At 65.7% G+C, this 15022-nt stretch carries 14 protein-coding genes; 4 read left to right on the top strand and 10 right to left on the bottom strand.

The window, feature by feature from the left end; translation table 11 throughout:
* Positions 1–11 precede the first annotated feature (11 nt).
* On the bottom strand, positions 12–314 hold the full coding sequence (locus DES52_RS09755; RefSeq protein ID WP_146237242.1) for a DUF7009 family protein: 303 nt from the start codon (positions 312–314) through the stop codon (positions 12–14).
* A gap of 73 nt (positions 315–387) precedes the next feature.
* Here DES52_RS09755 and DES52_RS09750 point away from each other — a divergent pair, with 73 nt between their 5' ends.
* Positions 388–1368 carry an NAD-dependent epimerase/dehydratase family protein gene (locus DES52_RS09750; RefSeq protein ID WP_110886658.1) on the top strand — a complete coding sequence of 327 codons (981 nt, stop codon included), beginning with the start codon at positions 388–390 and terminating at the stop codon, positions 1366–1368.
* A gap of 53 nt (positions 1369–1421) precedes the next feature.
* On the opposite strand, the gene DES52_RS09745 is transcribed toward DES52_RS09750, so the two are convergent.
* Genes DES52_RS09745 through DES52_RS09735 form a run of 3 tightly spaced genes read right to left on the bottom strand, consistent with a single transcriptional unit; the run spans position 1422 to position 5373 of the window.
* Entirely contained in the window at positions 1422–3791 is a 2370-nt protein-coding gene (locus tag DES52_RS09745; protein ID WP_110886608.1) for a glycoside hydrolase family 31 protein, read from the bottom strand.
* A 1-nt stretch (position 3792) separates the two neighbouring features.
* Complete coding sequence (locus tag DES52_RS09740) at positions 3793–4614, bottom strand: SDR family oxidoreductase (protein WP_170130981.1); 822 nt, start codon at positions 4612–4614, stop codon at positions 3793–3795.
* Between the two features lie 18 nt (positions 4615–4632).
* Positions 4633–5373 carry an enoyl-CoA hydratase-related protein gene (locus DES52_RS09735; protein WP_110886606.1) on the bottom strand — a complete coding sequence of 247 codons (741 nt, stop codon included), beginning with the start codon at positions 5371–5373 and terminating at the stop codon, positions 4633–4635.
* A 61-nt stretch (positions 5374–5434) separates the two neighbouring features.
* On the opposite strand from DES52_RS09735, the gene DES52_RS09730 reads away from it, so the two are divergent.
* Entirely contained in the window at positions 5435–6190 is a 756-nt protein-coding gene (locus DES52_RS09730) for a GNAT family N-acetyltransferase (protein WP_170130980.1), read from the top strand.
* Here DES52_RS09730 and DES52_RS09725 read toward each other — a convergent pair.
* The 3 genes from DES52_RS09725 to mglB all read right to left on the bottom strand — a co-directional run bounded on the left by DES52_RS09725 (position 6169) and on the right by mglB (position 7760).
* Positions 6169–6552, bottom strand: coding sequence for an ACT domain-containing protein (locus DES52_RS09725; protein WP_110886657.1), 384 nt, complete (start codon positions 6550–6552; stop codon positions 6169–6171). The two genes, DES52_RS09730 and DES52_RS09725, sit on opposite strands and share 22 nt — an antisense overlap.
* A gap of 80 nt (positions 6553–6632) precedes the next feature.
* Entirely contained in the window at positions 6633–7223 is a 591-nt protein-coding gene (mglA, locus tag DES52_RS09720) for a GTPase MglA (RefSeq protein WP_110886604.1), read from the bottom strand.
* 51 nt (positions 7224–7274) lie between these two features.
* Positions 7275–7760: a GTPase-activating protein MglB gene (gene mglB / locus DES52_RS09715; RefSeq protein WP_110886603.1), complete on the bottom strand. Its 486-nt coding sequence runs from the start codon at positions 7758–7760 to the stop codon at positions 7275–7277.
* A 138-nt stretch (positions 7761–7898) separates the two neighbouring features.
* On the opposite strand from mglB, the gene DES52_RS09710 reads away from it, so the two are divergent.
* Positions 7899–9707: a phosphodiester glycosidase family protein gene (locus tag DES52_RS09710; protein ID WP_110886602.1), complete on the top strand. Its 1809-nt coding sequence runs from the start codon at positions 7899–7901 to the stop codon at positions 9705–9707.
* Positions 9708–9781: 74 nt separating this feature from the next.
* On the opposite strand, the gene DES52_RS09705 is transcribed toward DES52_RS09710, so the two are convergent.
* Positions 9782–10447 (bottom strand): response regulator transcription factor, encoded by a 666-nt coding sequence (locus DES52_RS09705; RefSeq protein WP_110886601.1) that lies wholly within the window; start codon positions 10445–10447, stop codon positions 9782–9784.
* Positions 10448–10648: 201 nt separating this feature from the next.
* On the opposite strand from DES52_RS09705, the gene DES52_RS09700 reads away from it, so the two are divergent.
* Entirely contained in the window at positions 10649–12199 is a 1551-nt protein-coding gene (locus DES52_RS09700) for a GGDEF domain-containing protein (RefSeq protein ID WP_110886600.1), read from the top strand.
* A 56-nt stretch (positions 12200–12255) separates the two neighbouring features.
* Here DES52_RS09700 and DES52_RS09695 read toward each other — a convergent pair whose 3' ends face one another.
* Positions 12256–13470, bottom strand: a complete 1215-nt coding sequence (locus DES52_RS09695) for a vWA domain-containing protein (RefSeq protein WP_110886599.1) — start codon at positions 13468–13470, stop codon at positions 12256–12258.
* A 100-nt stretch (positions 13471–13570) separates the two neighbouring features.
* Positions 13571–15013, bottom strand: a complete 1443-nt coding sequence (locus tag DES52_RS09690; RefSeq protein WP_110886598.1) for a sigma 54-interacting transcriptional regulator — start codon at positions 15011–15013, stop codon at positions 13571–13573.
* Between the last annotated feature and the right edge of the window lie 9 nt (positions 15014–15022).

Raw genomic sequence — 15022 nt, 5'->3', positions numbered from 1 at the left:
TCGAGTCCGCTTCAAGCGCCGCTGCCGTGCGCGGGCAGAAAGTCCTTCTCCACGAGGAGCTTCGGAGCGCCTTCACGTTCCACGCCTTCCCGAGTTTCATCGCAAAGCGACGCGAACTCGTCGGCGCTCAGTACCGCCACGAAGTCTCCGCCTCGCGCTGCCAAATCGGCGTTTCCCCCGACCGTGAGCGACATGGACCACGCGCCGCCCACCAGCCTCACTTCCTCTCTCAACGTCTCTCCGCGCTGCAAGGCGGCGAGTTCGAGATCGTCGATTCTGAGGCGCACCGCGCGCTTCGTCCAGCGAACCTTCATGGCGGTCAGCATACGGCACCTCGCCAAGTACGCCAAATGGCCGACTTTCGCGCGAGCGTGGTGTCATGAACGCATGCGACTTTTGATTCTCGGCGGCACGCAATTTGTCGGCAAGCACATCGTCCTCACGGCGCTCGACCGTGGGCACGACGTCACGATTTTCACGCGGGGCAAAGGACGCGACGACTTGCCCGAAACCGTGGAGCGTCTGCGCGGCGACCGCGACGGCGACCTCTCGGCTCTTCAAGGACGAACGTGGGACGCTTGCATCGATGTCAGCGGATACGTGCCGCGCATCGTGCGGGCGAGCGCCGAGCAGTTGCGCGAGTCCGTCTCGTTTTACGCCTTCATCTCCACCGTGAGCGTCTACGCCGACTTCAGCGAAGCGCCCATTACCGAGGACAGTCCACTGATCGACCTTCCCGACAAGACCGTCGAGCAAATCACGGGCGAGACGTACGGCGGCCTCAAGGTCTTGTGCGAGCAAGCCGTGCGCGACGTGTACGGAGACCGCTGCTCCATGATCAGGCCCGACATCGTCGCGGGCGCCTTCGACCCCACGGACCGCTTCACGTACTGGGTCGAGCGGCTCGCGAACAACGCGGCGAGCGGTCTGCCCATTCTCGCGCCCGGCGACGGCTCGGACCTCATTCAATTCGTGGACGCCCGGGATCTCGCCGCGTTCACTTTGCACACCGTCGAAGAGCGCGTTTCGGGCGCCTTCAACGTCTGCGGCGACGCGCTCCGCTTCGACGAGTTCCTGAGCCGCGCCGCGAGCGCCCTCGGCGTGACGCCGACGTTGGAGTGGAAGGACGTGCCGTTCTTGCAGCAAAACGAAGTCACGTGGAACGACCTGCCGATGTTCGTGCCGAGCGCGTCCGAGCAGCGCGGCCTCATGGACGTTTCGAACGAACGCGCCAAAGCCGCCGGTTTCACGCCGAGAGACGTCGAGGACACCGTGGGAAGCGTGCACGGCTGGACGGTCACGCGCACGAGCCCCGAACGCCGCGCGGGCATGAGCGCCGAGCGGGAGCAGGAGCTTTTGAAGGCGTGACCGGGCGGGCGAAGCGGAGGGCGCGAAGGGCAGATCCGCGCCTTCCGCTTCGGTCACGACGTGACGGTCACCTCGCTCCAAGTCGCGCCGACCGTTACGTGCAAGGTGCCGTTCTCGAACGACCAGCGCTGCGCGCCTTCGACGCGCGCGACGTTGCCCAATCCGTACACGACCATCGTTTCGGTCGAGCGTTCGAGCGGCAGGTCACCCGTCACGGAGCGGCGGAGGCGCAAGGCCCCGCTTTGGAAGCCGCCGGTCAGTCGTGTTTCTCGCGATTCGCCGTACCCGTCGCCCGCGTCCTCGTACAGGTGGCCACGGATGGAGTCGGCGGCGTGAACGTGCCAGGTGAGCGACCGCCAATTCGCGCTCGTGGTGTGCAAAGCGGGCTCGGTGAGGGCAATCGCGCCGCCCGCGCGCAAGAACAGCGGGATGGTGCGCTCGTCGGCTTGAACGGTGACGTCCGCAGGGCCGTCGAAGGTGACGCCGCCGCGCTCGAAGTTCGGAATTTCGAGCCAACGGCCTTCGGGCAGGTAGACGAGCCTTTGACGATGGCCCGCCCGAGTGATCGGCGCGACGAGGACGTCCTCGCCGAACAGAAACTGTGTGTCGCAGCGAGTCGCGCGCACGTCGCTCGGGAAGTGCAGCGCGAGGGGCCGCATGGGCGGCAGTCCCGTCCTCGTCAAGTCGTGCATCAAGGTGTACAGCAAGGGCAGCAGTTGGTAGCGCACGCGAAGGGCCGAACGGACGACTTCCACCGTGGCCTCGCCGAACCGCCAAGGTTCCTGATCGCGGCCGTCCACGACGCAGTGGTTGCGCATCATGGGGTAGAACGCGCCGACTTGATACCAGCGCTGCAGCAACTCGGGTGACGAGTGCCCGAGAAAACCGCCGACGTCCGCCCCGACGTGCCCGACGCCCGACATGCCGAGGCCGCACAGCATCGTGACCGACAGTTCCAAGTGCGACCAAGCGGACGTGTTGTCGCCGCTCCACACGGCACTGTCGCGCTGAATGCCCGCGAAGGCGCTTCTCGACACGAGGAAGGGACGGTGGTTGGGCATCGCCGCTTGAAAGCCTCGCCGCGCCGCGTTGTTCATTCCGAGGGCGTACGCGTTGTGCACCTCCAGGTGTCGGCGCGTTCCATGCCGCGCGTCGTACGGCAGCGTCTTGCCTTCGATGGAGCCGCGTGAGCGCTCAATGTCGCCGAGGTGGCTGCCCGAACCGCGAATGCTGAACGCGGCGGGCTCGTTCATGTCGTTCCACACGCCCACGATGCCGACGTCCACGAGGCCCTGGAAGTACCCCGCCCACCATTCGCGCACGTCCTCGCGCGTGAAGTCGGGCCACACGGCGGGATTGGGCCAGACTTCTCCCACGAGAACGTCGCCGCGCGAGTCGCGCACGAAGGCGTCGAGCGCTTTGCCTTCCTCGTACACGTGGTAGCCAGGCTCGACCTTCACGCCAGGATCGATGATCGGGACGAGGCGCACGCCGCGCGTCAAGGCCTCGTCGGCGAGGTCGGCGGGATCGGGAAAGCGCGCCTTGTCCCAAGTGAACACCTTGTAGGCGTCCATGTAGTCGATGTCGACGTACACCGCGTCGAGCGGCAGTTCGCGCGAGCGGTAGCCTTCGATGACGCCTCGGACGTCCGCGGCGCTTTCGTATCCCCAACGTGACTGGGCCGCGCCGAGCGACCACAGAGGCGGCATGGCGTGGCGGCCCGTGAGGTCCGTGTAGCGCCTCAGCACGTCGGCCGGGGTCGGTCCGGCGATGACGTACAAATCGAGTTCCGGGCCCGCGCTCGTCCACGTGAGGCGGTCGACTTGCTCACGAGCGACGTCGACTTCGCTGCGCCACGACTCGTCGAGGAACAAGCCCGTCGCGCGCCCTTCGTGCAAGACCGTCGTGAAGGGAATGGAGACGTACAAGGGATCGCTGTCGGTGTGGTGCTGAAAGGCGTCGGTGTTCCAGAAGGTGAAGCGCAGGCCGCGCTTGTCCATCGGCCCGACCTTCTCGCCGAACCCCAGGTACGCCGCGCCCCCGGGAGCGCCGAGCGAGAAGGTCGACTTGTGCAGCAGGCTCTGCGGATCGCCGGTCGTCGAGAGGGCCTCGACGAGCACCTGCCTGCTTTCGTTCGTCACCGTCCACGAACCCGCGCGCAAGTCCAAAGAGAAGTTGAGCCCGCCGCCGCTCGCCGTGAGGCGGTCATCGTCGTCGTCCACGGTGAGACGTTGACGTTCGCCGCCCACGACGGCGAACGAGTCCTTGCGCGGCAACTTGGGAAAGGAGACGAGGTTCGCGCGGGCGTGGGGAGCGGAGCGAACGCGCGCGACGCCTTCGTGCGCGATCGAGACTTCCAGCACGTCCGACTCACCCCAGACGCGCAGGATGTCGTCGACGACTTCGAAACGCGTGTAGGTCACGTCAGTCCTGCTTTCCCGCCTGCTCTTGCAAGGCCAGCATCATCTGGTACTGCGGAGCCCCGCCGAGCATGTTCTGTCCGCCGTCCACGGGCAGGATCGCGCCCGTGACGTAACTCGCCGCGTCCGACACGAGAAAGAGGGCGGCGTTGGCGATGTCGACCGGCAATCCGAAGCGTCCCAGGGGCACGGTGCGCGTGAACTGCCTTCTCGTGCGCTCGTCGGGCGCGAGGCGCGCCATGCCTTCCGTTCCGTCGATCGGGCCGGGAATGATCGCGTTGACGCGCGCGCCCCGCAAGCCCCACTCCACGGCGAGCGTCTGCACGAGGGCGTCCACGCCCGCCTTCGCGGCGACGACGTGCGCTTGCATCGGAACGGGCACGCCGTACGCGGAAATCGCCACGATGTTCGCGCCGGGCAGTTTCAGGTGCGGCGCCGCCGCCTTGACGGTGTTGAAGGTGCCGAGCAAGTCGATGTCCACGACGCTCTTGAAGCCGTTGGGGGAGATGCCGTCGACCGGAGCGGGGAAGTTTCCGGCAGCCCCGGCGATCACGATGTCGAGGAGCCCGAACGCTTCCACCGCCCGCTCTGCAGCCGCTTGCAGGGCGGCGAAGTCGCGCACGTCCGCCGAGACCCCCATCGCCCGCCCACCCGACCTCTCGATGTCACGCGCGGCGCTTTGCGCCTTCTCGAGGTTGCGCCCCAGCAGCGTCACGGCGCAGCCGTGCGCCGCGAACAACTGGGCGATGCCGAAGTTGATGCCACTGCCACCCCCGGTGATGAGGGCGTGCTTGCCTGCCAACAAGTCTTCTTTGAATACGGTCATGTCGTTACCTCTGGGCATTCACTTTGGAAGTTTGACGTTCGCGGGATCGAGGTACGCAGCGTTCCAACCGCCCGTGTCACGGTAGTGGGCGCGCACGTCGGCGTCGAGGCGGGCGTTCATGGCGAACTTGACGCCCTGCAACGTCGCTGAGGGCCAGGCGGTCATGTCGCGCGCGAGTCGCGACGCTTCCTCCAGGGCCGCTTCGCGAGATTCGAACACTTCGCTGACGAGTCCGAGGCGCTCGGCTCGGGACGCGTCGATCGTCTCGCCCGTCAGTGCCAGGCGCCGCGCCCACCCCTCGCCGATCAGGTGCGGCAGGCGACCGAGACCGCCGAGGTCGGGGACGATGCCGAGCTTGACTTCCGGCAAGGTGAAGCGCGCGTCTGCCGAGCTCAGGCGTATGTCGCACGCGGCCGCGAGTTCCACGCCCGCGCCGATACACCAACCCGACACGGCGGCGATCGTGGGGGCTGGAAAGTGAGCGAGGGCCTCCACGGCGCCTTGCATGACGCCGACGAGGTCGAGAAAGTCGGTTCGGTTTCGCAGGACGCCCGCGAGGACGGGCGCGGTTCGCACGAGGTCGAGGCCGACGCTGAAGTCCGTGCCCTCCCCGGTGATGACGAGAACGCGGCTTCCTCGAAGCTCCTGAAGGGCGCGCGGCAACTCCTCCCAGAACTCGGGGGGAAGCGAGCCGCGCTTGGACGCGAGGCGAAGGTGCGCGATCTCGCCCGTCGTGACGGCGATCGTCGTGTACGTCATGAGCTTCACGATACCCCGATTGGCGGATGCGTCGCTTCACGCGCGCGGCGTAGCCTGCGTCATGCTCGCGTCCGAACTCGCCCTCGCCGCCGAACGGCTCGAAGCTTGGCACTTGGGGCTCTACACCGTCGCGTCGGGCACGACCGCGACCTTAGGGCCCGTCACGGTGTATCACGCCGGGGAGCCCTCCCCCATCAACTTCGGCTTGTGGCACGGGCGCGGCCCCGGCACGCCACAGGACAACGCGCGGTCGCTGGCCTCTTGCGAGGACTTCCTGAAGGCGCGAGGCGTGACGCCGTTCGTCACGGCGTTCTCGTTCGTGCATCCCGCCGTGCTGCGCAGCCTCGCCGAGCGTTCGTATCAACTCGTGGGCCTGTTACACCTGCACGCCCGCACGTTGGACGACACGCTCGGCGTTCCTGGCGCGCCTTGCCGCGTCGCGCCCGCCGACGAGTGGTTGGAAGTCGCTGTGGACGGTTTTGGCGCCGAGTCTCGGCCCATCATGGCGTTGACGGCGAAGCGACCCGAAACGACGTTGTGGATTTGCGACGTGGACGGGGTGGCGGCGTCGGCGGGCGCTTTGAGCGTGCGCGGGCAGCACGCGGTGCTTTTCTCGGCGGCGACGCGACCCGCGCTGCGTGGCCGAGGCGCTCAAACCTCTCTTTTGCGAGCGCGCCTTCAGCACGCGCGTTCACGAGGCGCGCGGTTCGCGTTCGTGATGACGTCGCCTGGCAGCGACTCCGAGCGCAACGTGCTGCGCTCGGGCTTTTCGCCGCTGACGACCCGCTTGGCGTTTCAGCGTCTCGCGAGCGCGTGACCCGCGCTCTGCAAGGCGCTCAGGGCGTCGTCGAGTCGTTCGGCCTTCACCAAAATGAAGTCGGTGTCGAAGGTGGACACGGCGAAAATCCCGACGCCCGCTTGCGCGAGCGGCGCGAGTATCGACGCGAGGACGCCCGTGAGGGCGAAGTCGAACGGCCCGTGGAGTTTCAAGGCGCGCCAACCTCCTTCGGAGCGAACGTCGGGCGGCACGAGGTCCGCCTCGCAAAGAACCGACAATTCGTCGGACGAGCGGCTGACAGTGAAGAACGCGCCCGAGATCGCCCACGTCGGCACGGCGTCGGTCGGATCGAGGCGGCTCACGGCGAACGTCTCTTCGAGCAGGGAGAAGGTCAAAGGCATGAAGTCACCTCGGCGCAAGGCAAGCGAGCGGAGACGTTGGTCGTCTCCGCTCGTCGAACGCGGGGCTCATACAGCGCCGCTCACTTGGGTTGCGACAATCGCTCGAGGACGAGCTTCGACACCGCCTTGAGGCTTTCAAAGACGCCGTCGCCCTTGTCGGCGACCGCTTCGTAGATCGGGAGTTGACGGCGCGGATCGAGCACCGCCTGAATCATGGCGAGAGGCAAGGCGTTCGGCAAGTCGCGCTTGTTCACCTGAAGGATGAGGGGCACTTCGGCGAGGTTGATGCCGTGTTCCACGAGGTTCTCGCGCAAGTTGCGCATCGACTCGGCGTTGGCGCGCAAACGGTTGGGAGCGGAGTCGGCGACGAACACGATGCCGTCCACGCCGCGCAAGATGAGCTTGCGGCTGGCGTTGTAGAATACTTGGCCCGGAACGGTGTAGAGGTGGAAGCGCGTCTTGAAGCCTTGGACGGAACCGAGGTCGAGCGGGAGGAAGTCGAAGAACAGCGTGCGTTCGTCTTCCGTCGCGAGCGACACCATGTCTCCGCGCAGGTGCTCGGGGATCTTGCCGAAGACGTGCTTGAGGTTGGTCGTCTTGCCTGACATGCCGGGGCCGTAGTAGACGACTTTGCAGTTGATTTCGCGTGCCGCGAAGTTGATCGTGCTCATGCTTCACTCCTTGAGAACAGGTCGCTTCGAGGGTGCGCGACCGAGGGGCTTTTAACCGAACAAGTCGTCGAGGAGGGCACCGGCGCTGTCCGAGAAGCCCTTGTCGAATTCGATTTTGGGAGCGTCGCCGACTTCGGACAGGATATCCGAGAGTTGCGAGATGGTTTTTTTCGTGTACAGCTTGACTTTCCCGAGCGGCACGCTCGAGTCGAAGATCAGCACGAGAAGCGCCTTGTCGAGGACACTCTCGACGTACAGCACGCCTTTCTCACCTTGGTGGATCTGTTCGCTGAACGTCCGCTCGCCCAGCATTCCGGCGAGGGCGCCCGTCGCGGCGGCGTTTCCCGCGACGAGGGTGGCGATGGAGTCGAGGGCGGGTGGGCGGGGCGCCCACAACGCTTCCTTGTGGGACAGCACGAAGCCTTTACGGTCGACCATCAGACAGTATCGGACGCCCGTCGCCGTCAAGAGATCGGTCAGGAGTTGCTCGACGCGGTCGAATGCCTCGCCGTAGAGGGCGAGTGAAGGCTCAATCATAGCGCCCTCAGTTTACACATAGACTCTTGCAGAACTGTCACAGAATTTATCACACTCGCTCCTCGCGACGATGAAGCTTCTTCAACCGCTCCTCAAAGTTCTCACACGCGTCATGAAGGTCCTTTCTAAACTTGCGCCGTGACGCGCCGCGCCCTTTCACTTACCCTGCTCGCCACGCTCCTCAGCGTCGCCGCCGCGCGACCCGTCGCGATCGGCGGTCAACTCACCAGCCCCCGCGTCGAGACGAAGACATTGCCGAGCGGCCAAGAAGGTTTGCCCGTGTGGTTCCTGACTCGGCTCGGCGTGGACGTGCTGCTCAACAGCCCGTCCGAAATCCGTCTGCGCTTCGCGAACCGCGAGTTGCGCTGGACGGGCGCTTGGAGCACACCTTCGCTGAGCGCGCCCGAGCAACTCGGCGGATCGTGGCACGTTTCGCTCGACGTTCTGCGCGCACTCGGCGTCACGCAAGTGGAGGACGCGCCCGACATCGTCGACTTTCCGGCGCCCGCCGCTCAAGGCCTCACGCCCGAAACGGCGCCTGCCAGCGCTTACTTCTCGCCGTTTCCGACGCCCGTCCAGCCACCGGTGTCGGTACCCGCGCCGGCGCCCAGTCCAAGCCCGGCGCCGAGCGCCCCGCCAGCCGCGCCCGAAGAAGGCGCTCGCCTCGCGAGCACGCGAACGAGCCGCACCTTGCGGCGAGCGCTCGAGACGCAGCGTGTCGTGCTGGAGCTCACGAAGGGCGCTCAGTACAGCGTCACGCGCGACGAGCGCGGCGTGACGCTCGTCCTCGCCGACACGGCTGGCGACGTCAGCGCGCAAACGCTGGAATCGGGCGACTCGCTGACCGTCACGCCCGGCTCGGGCAATCTACACGTGCGCTTGGAGACGGGCGCGAACGGCGCCTCGACCGTGTTCACGCTCGACGATCCGCCGCGAATCGTCGTCGACACCGTCACGAACCTCGATCCGAGCGTCACGCCGCCGCCCGACGTCGACAAGTTGCCCGCAGGAGTGATGTACCGCAACGTTGGCAAGTTGCACCTCGTGAGCTTCGACGACACCCGCTTCGAACCGCGCGTCGTCTCCGCTCCGCTCGGTCAGGCCAAGGGCGTAGCGGACCTCGTGCGCGACGCGGGCGCCATCGCGGGCGTCAACGGCGGCTACTTCGATCCCAAGAGCGCCTTGCCCGTCGATCTCGTCGCGCGAGGCGGCATGATGGTCGCTCCGAGCTTGGAGCGACGCGCGACCCTCGGCTTCACCGACTCGTCGGTCCTGTTCGGCTTTCCGAAGCCCCGTTACGTCCTGAGCGGCCCGTGGGGCAGCTTGACCGTCAACACCGTCGGCGCGGCGGCGAGGCCACAGTGGTTGACCCTCTTCGTCGCCGACGGACGCACGCCCGTCGGGGCGGGCGACCTCGTCACGCTCTTCCTCGATCTCGGCAAGAATGTCGTCTCAGGGGTCGCGAACGGCGTCACCATGCCTCGCGCGGGTGACGTCACGGTCACGTTCGATCCCAAGCGCTTTCCGAATCTACCGCGCTTCATCGGCGGGCCCGCCAAGCTCGACTTGATGTGGCAAGCGAACGGCTGGGAGACGGTGCGCGAAGCCCTCGCCGCCGGACCGCTCCTCGTCGACGACGGCAAAGTCGTCGTCGACCCCGTGCGCGAAGGCTTCGACACGGGGTCCAACGTCTGGCGCCCGACGCGTCAAGTGGCCTTCGCCGTGCTGAGCGGCAAGCCCACGATCGCGTACTTCGAGCAGGGCACGCCCGAAGAATTCGCCCGCGCTCTCGCGAGCGTCGGCGTGACGCGCGCCCTGCGCCTCGACTCGGGAAGCAGTGCCACCGTGTTCTTCGGCGGCGGTTACCTCAACACGGTGTGGAGCCGTCCCGTTCCGAACGCGATCGTGTTCGTGCCCAAGGTAAGCACGACCGCCGCGGGCAGGTAAGCGCGCGACGAACCGCCGACCGACAACGAAGAGCGCCGCACTGTGAAAGTGCGGCGCTCTAACGTCGAAATCGGTCAGCTTCGCAGCGCGTAGCCGATGCCGCGCACGGTCCGGATGACGCCGTAACCTTCGACGTCGCGGAATTTGCCGCGCAAGTTCGCCATGTGGACGTCCACGACGTTCGAGTTGGCGGGCAAGCGACCGTCCCACACTTCACGCTCGATCTCTTCACGCGAGTACACGCGGCCGGGCTGGCGGGCGAGCAGGGCGAGCAGGTTGAATTCGGTCGGCGAGAGGCGCACTTCCTGGCCGTGGTACTTCACCATGCGCTGCTGAACGTTGAGCTCGATGCCGTTGATTTCGATGGGAGCGCCGCCCGACTGGCGTAGCTGAACGCCGATGCGAGCGATGAGCTCGCGCGAATCGAACGGCTTGACGACGTAGTCGTCCGCGCCGCCTTCGAGCAGTTTGACCTTCTCGTCGGGCGTGTCGCGCGCGGTCACGACGATGATCGGCAGCGTGGAGGTGCGGCGCACACGGCCGAGCACTTCCGTGCCGTCGAAATCGGGCAAGCCGAGGTCGAGCAGGATAAGGTCCGGGTTTTGCTCACGGACCGTCACGAGGCCGGTCATGGCGTCGGCGGCATGAAGGACGTCGTATCCGGCGTCTTCCAAGTCCGAGCGCACGAAACGGGCGATGTCCATATCGTCTTCGATCACGAGAATCTTACGCTTCGACATTTGTCTTCATGAAGCCGTACGAAGCACCCGACCATCGTTCATTAGGCAACCTTTCGAAGAGACCATGAAGAAAAAGTGGATTGAAACACAAGGTGAAGACGGGCGAGCGGCCCTTGACCTTCATTTCGAGGCAAGCCGCCGTAAGAAGCTTGTGAGAATCTCGCGCGTACAGTGGCTGCATTCGCCCCAGGAGGGGCCATCATGACGCACGCTCCTCGAAATTCGACCATGCCGGCCTTCGACGCCTCGAACGACGCGAACCTCGACGCATTGATCGCGACAGCTCAAGGCATCGCCGAACGCGCCCTCGAATTCGCTCGTGAAGCCGAGGCGTACGCTCGGCAGCGCCAAGCTCTACCGACCTTCCTCACCGTTTACGACTCCTCGGGATTCGTCGCGCACGCTTCTCCCCCGTCCACACCCATTCGAGCGACCTCCGCCGCGAAACGCAAGCGTACCGCCTCCGAGGCCTCGTCCGACCGCCACGCCCTGCGAACCACCCTGCTCACGTCCCACAGCGCCCTGTACTTCGCGCAAGAGCAAGCGGACGCGGCGTGCACGGCTCGCCACGCCTTGCACGTCGCCCAGTTGTACAGCGACGAGGGCGTGCCGGACCTCGCGTACGAACACGCCCTCGTCGCGCTTGACCAACGAGGCGACCTCTCGCAGCGCGAGCACCTCGACGCCCTGCTGCTCACCGCGCACGCTTGCCGCGCGTTGCGCGAGTACAGCGAGGCCCTCACGCACCTGCACGCCGCCGAACGACTCGCCGAGGCGACCTACGACCATGCTCGGCGGGACGCGGCGGCGCTGCTTCGCGCCCGCGTTCGCGCCGACCTCGGCCGAGCCGAGGAAACCCACGAGGAAGTCCTCGCACTGCTCGACAAGGCGACCTTTCCCGCCACTCCGGGCAAAGCTTACCTGTTGCTCGGCGAAACGACCTTCGCCCACGATGTGAACGCGTGCGAACAGTACTTCGCGCGCGCCCTCCACCTCGCGCGTGACGCGGGCGACGAGAACACCGAACGCGCCGCCATCCTCGGCCTCGCCCGAGCGGCGCTGCACCTCGGCCGCCCTGCCGAGGCGCTGCCGCTCGCTACGCACGCGTTTCGCCTCGCCGAGTGCGCGGCGCCCGAGGAAGTTCGAGACGTCCACCTCGTCTTGTCACGCGTGCACGAGACGCTCGGCGACGCCGGCGCCGCCTTGACGCACTTCAAGGCGTACCACCACCTCGACGAACAGGTACGCGCCGCCAGCGAGGAACGTATCGCGATCGCTCGGGACGCGTACCGCGCGGCCGTGCGCAACCGCCCGGTCCTTCCGGCTCGTCCTGCACCGCGCGCCGAACCGCTCGGCGCCTCGGTCGTCCAACGCAGCGAGTTCGAACGCAAGTTCGCGCACGAGTTCGCGCGCGCCGAGCACCTCGACTATCCGCTCACGCTCGTCATCGTCGACCTCGCCGACCTTCCACCCACCGAAGCGCAACGAGCCGCCATGCTGCGCGACGTCACCGAAATTCTCGCCGATCACGCCCACGGTCTCGACACCGTTGCCCACCTCGACGACGCGCGTTTCGCCCTGCTTCTGCCCGGCGCGGACGGCGAACACGCCCGCCTGCTCGCCGAGCGCGTTCACGCCGAGATTCGCGCTCGACACGCCACGCCGCTTCGCGTCGGCTTGTGCGACGATTTGACGCTGGAAGATCCCGAGGCGATGCTCGAGGCGGCCACCGCCGAACTCGCCGCCGTGTAACACGAGGCGATGGGCCGTCCCGGCACGCCGGGACGGCCCATCGCCTCGTTCGGCGGTTAGTTCACGACCTTCGTCTTGTTGCTCATGTAGTCCATCAGCACGTACTGACCGATGTTCGTCGGCGTCGTGAAGTACGCTTTGCCCTTCGTCATCTCCGACACGCGGCGCACGAACGAGATGAGTTCGGGGTCGCGCGCCAGCATGAACGTGTTGATCTGGATGCCGCTGCGACGGCAGCTGGCGACTTCTCGCAACGTCTGGCCGAGCACGTAGGGATCGAGGCCGTACGCGTTCTTGTAGATGCGTCCGTCGGGCAGCGTGAGCGCCGACGGTTTGCCGTCCGTGATCATCACGATCTGCTTCATGTCCTTGTTCTCGCGCTTGAGGAGTTGCTGCGCGAGCCGAAGACCACCGGCGGTGTTGGTGTGGTACGGACCGATCTGCGCTTGAGCGAGTTTGGAGAGCGGCACTTCCTCCGCCGAGTCGTGGAAGAGGACGAACTTGAGGCTGTCGCCCGGGTACGACGTGCGAATGAGGTGCGCGAGCGCGAGGGCCACTTGCTTGGCGGGCGTGAAGCGGTCCTCGCCGTACAAAATCATCGAGTGCGAGCAGTCGAGCAAGACGACCGTCGCCGCGCTGGAGCTGTACTCCGCTTGGCGAATGACGAGGTCGCTCTCCTCCATGTTTTCGAAGCCCTTGCTGATCACGTTCGACAACGTCTGCGTCGTGTCGAGATTCAGGGTGTCGCCGAACTCGTAGTTCTTCAGCTCACCCGTCATGTCGATGCCCGACGCGTAATCGCGCGTGTCGTGGTTGCCCGCGCTCGACCGCCCGAGGCCTCCCATGAGCTCGCGCAACGAGTTGTACCCCAAGAAGTCGATGCTCTTGTCGGTGAGTTGGAACTTCGCTTCGCCCGGTTGGCCTTGCCCGCCTTGCGCCGCTTGCGGATCCTCCTCGAACTCCTTGCGGATGAAGCCGTCCATTTGCAGCTTGTCCATGAGGCGCTGAATCTGCTGCCCGAGGCGCGACTCTTGGATGTCGTCGGAGTTCATCGCCTCTTCGAGCATCTCCTCGGGAATCATTCCTCGGTCCATGAGGGCCTGCAAAATCGCGTCGAACAGATCGTCCATGGACGGACGCGTGTCCGGATCGGGATCCCACGGGTCGTTCATGCCTTGTCCCAGCAGCGCCTCCTGAATCATCTGCATGAGCTCGGCCGAGTCGAGTTGGTCGAGTTCTCCTTCAAATTTGCTGTAGCGGGTGATGCGCATGGAAACACCTTTCAAGGAAGGACGACGAGCGACGAGAAGCGAACACGGCAAGCGGCAGGCGTGAAGGTGCTCACTTCTCGTTTCTCACGCCTCGCTCCTCTCAATTCCACCTTCCGCCACGGCCACGCACGGTTTCCTTCTCGGCGGCGGCGTACGTTTCCTCGGCGCGAGAAAGCTTCTTGCGGCCGTACAAGCCTTCGAGAATGAATTCGGCGGCAGAGACGCGGTGCGCGTCCGAAGAGCCTTCGCCGAGTTCGGCGGCGAACTGCATCAAGCCCGGCACGCGGCGCGCTTCTTTCATCGCGGCGCCCGCGTCACCTTCCTGCGGAAAGCGGAAGACGTTGCCGTCCTCGAACCACTTCTCGATGTCCTCCGTGGAAGCGGACGCGAATCGGCGCGCGTAGACCGCTCCGGCCGCTTTGCGAATGATCTCCTTGGCGATGTTCTCGGCGCCCTTGAGCTCGCCCTCGTACTCCAATTCGAGCTTGCCGGTGATGGCGGGCAAGCCCGCGTAGAGGTCGGCGACGCGCACGACAGGTTCGTCACCGCTTCTCAGGGCCCGTTGCTCGGCGTTCGCGCTGGAAAGCTCCATGAGGGAAATCGGAAGGCGTTGCGACACGCCGGAAAGCTTGTCGACGCGGTTGTCTTCGCGCGCTTGAAAGGCGATCTCCTCGATGAGTTCCGCCACGAACGACGGAATCGTCACCACGTCGTCGCGGTACGCTTCTTGCGCGGTGATGTCCATGCCGAGCTCGACGGTCTTCGGGTAGTGCGTGCGAATCTCGCTGCCGATGCGGTCCTTGAGCGGCGTGACGATCTTGCCGCGCGCCGTGTAGTCCTCGGGGTTCGCCGAGAAGACGAGCATCACGTCGAGTTCGAGTCGAATCGGGTAGCCTTTGATTTGAACGTCGCCTTCTTGCAGGATGTTGAAGAGCGCCACTTGCACTTTCGGCGCGAGGTCGGCGAGCTCGTTCACGGCGAAGATGCCTCGGTTCGCACGCGGCAGCAAGCCGAAGTGCATGGAGCGCACGTCACCCAGCGCGGTGCCGAGCCGGGCCGCCTTGATCGGATCGACGTCCCCGATGAGGTCGGCGACCGTCACGTCCGGCGTCGCGAGCTTCTCGACGTAACGATCCTGCCGATCGATCCAGCGAATGGGCAAGTCGTGACCATGCGTTTCGAGCATCGCCTTGCCTTCGGCCGAGATGGGATTGAGCGGATCGTCGTTCATCTCGTTGCCCGCCATGGCGGGCACCGTCTCGTCGAGCAAGGTGGTGATGGCGCGCAGGATACGGCTCTTGGCTTGGCCGCGCAGACCCAACAAGATGAAGTTCTGACGCGCGAGAAGGGCGTTCACGAGTTGCGGAATGACCGTCTCCTCGAAGCCGACGATGCCCGGGAAAAGTTCTTCTCCGTTTTTGATTTTGCGAACGAGGTTGGCGCGCACTTCGTCCTGAACCGTGCGGTTCCGGCCGTCGAAGGGTTTGCGATCGGCGTACTGAGGCAACGAGAGCAGTTCGCCGAGGGTATTGGCTTGTGACATGCATCCTCC

It is taken from the genome of Deinococcus yavapaiensis KR-236 (genome assembly GCF_003217515.1).
Taxonomy (GTDB): domain Bacteria; phylum Deinococcota; class Deinococci; order Deinococcales; family Deinococcaceae; genus Deinococcus_A; species Deinococcus_A yavapaiensis.
This window is presented reverse-complemented; position numbering and strand designations above follow the sequence as displayed.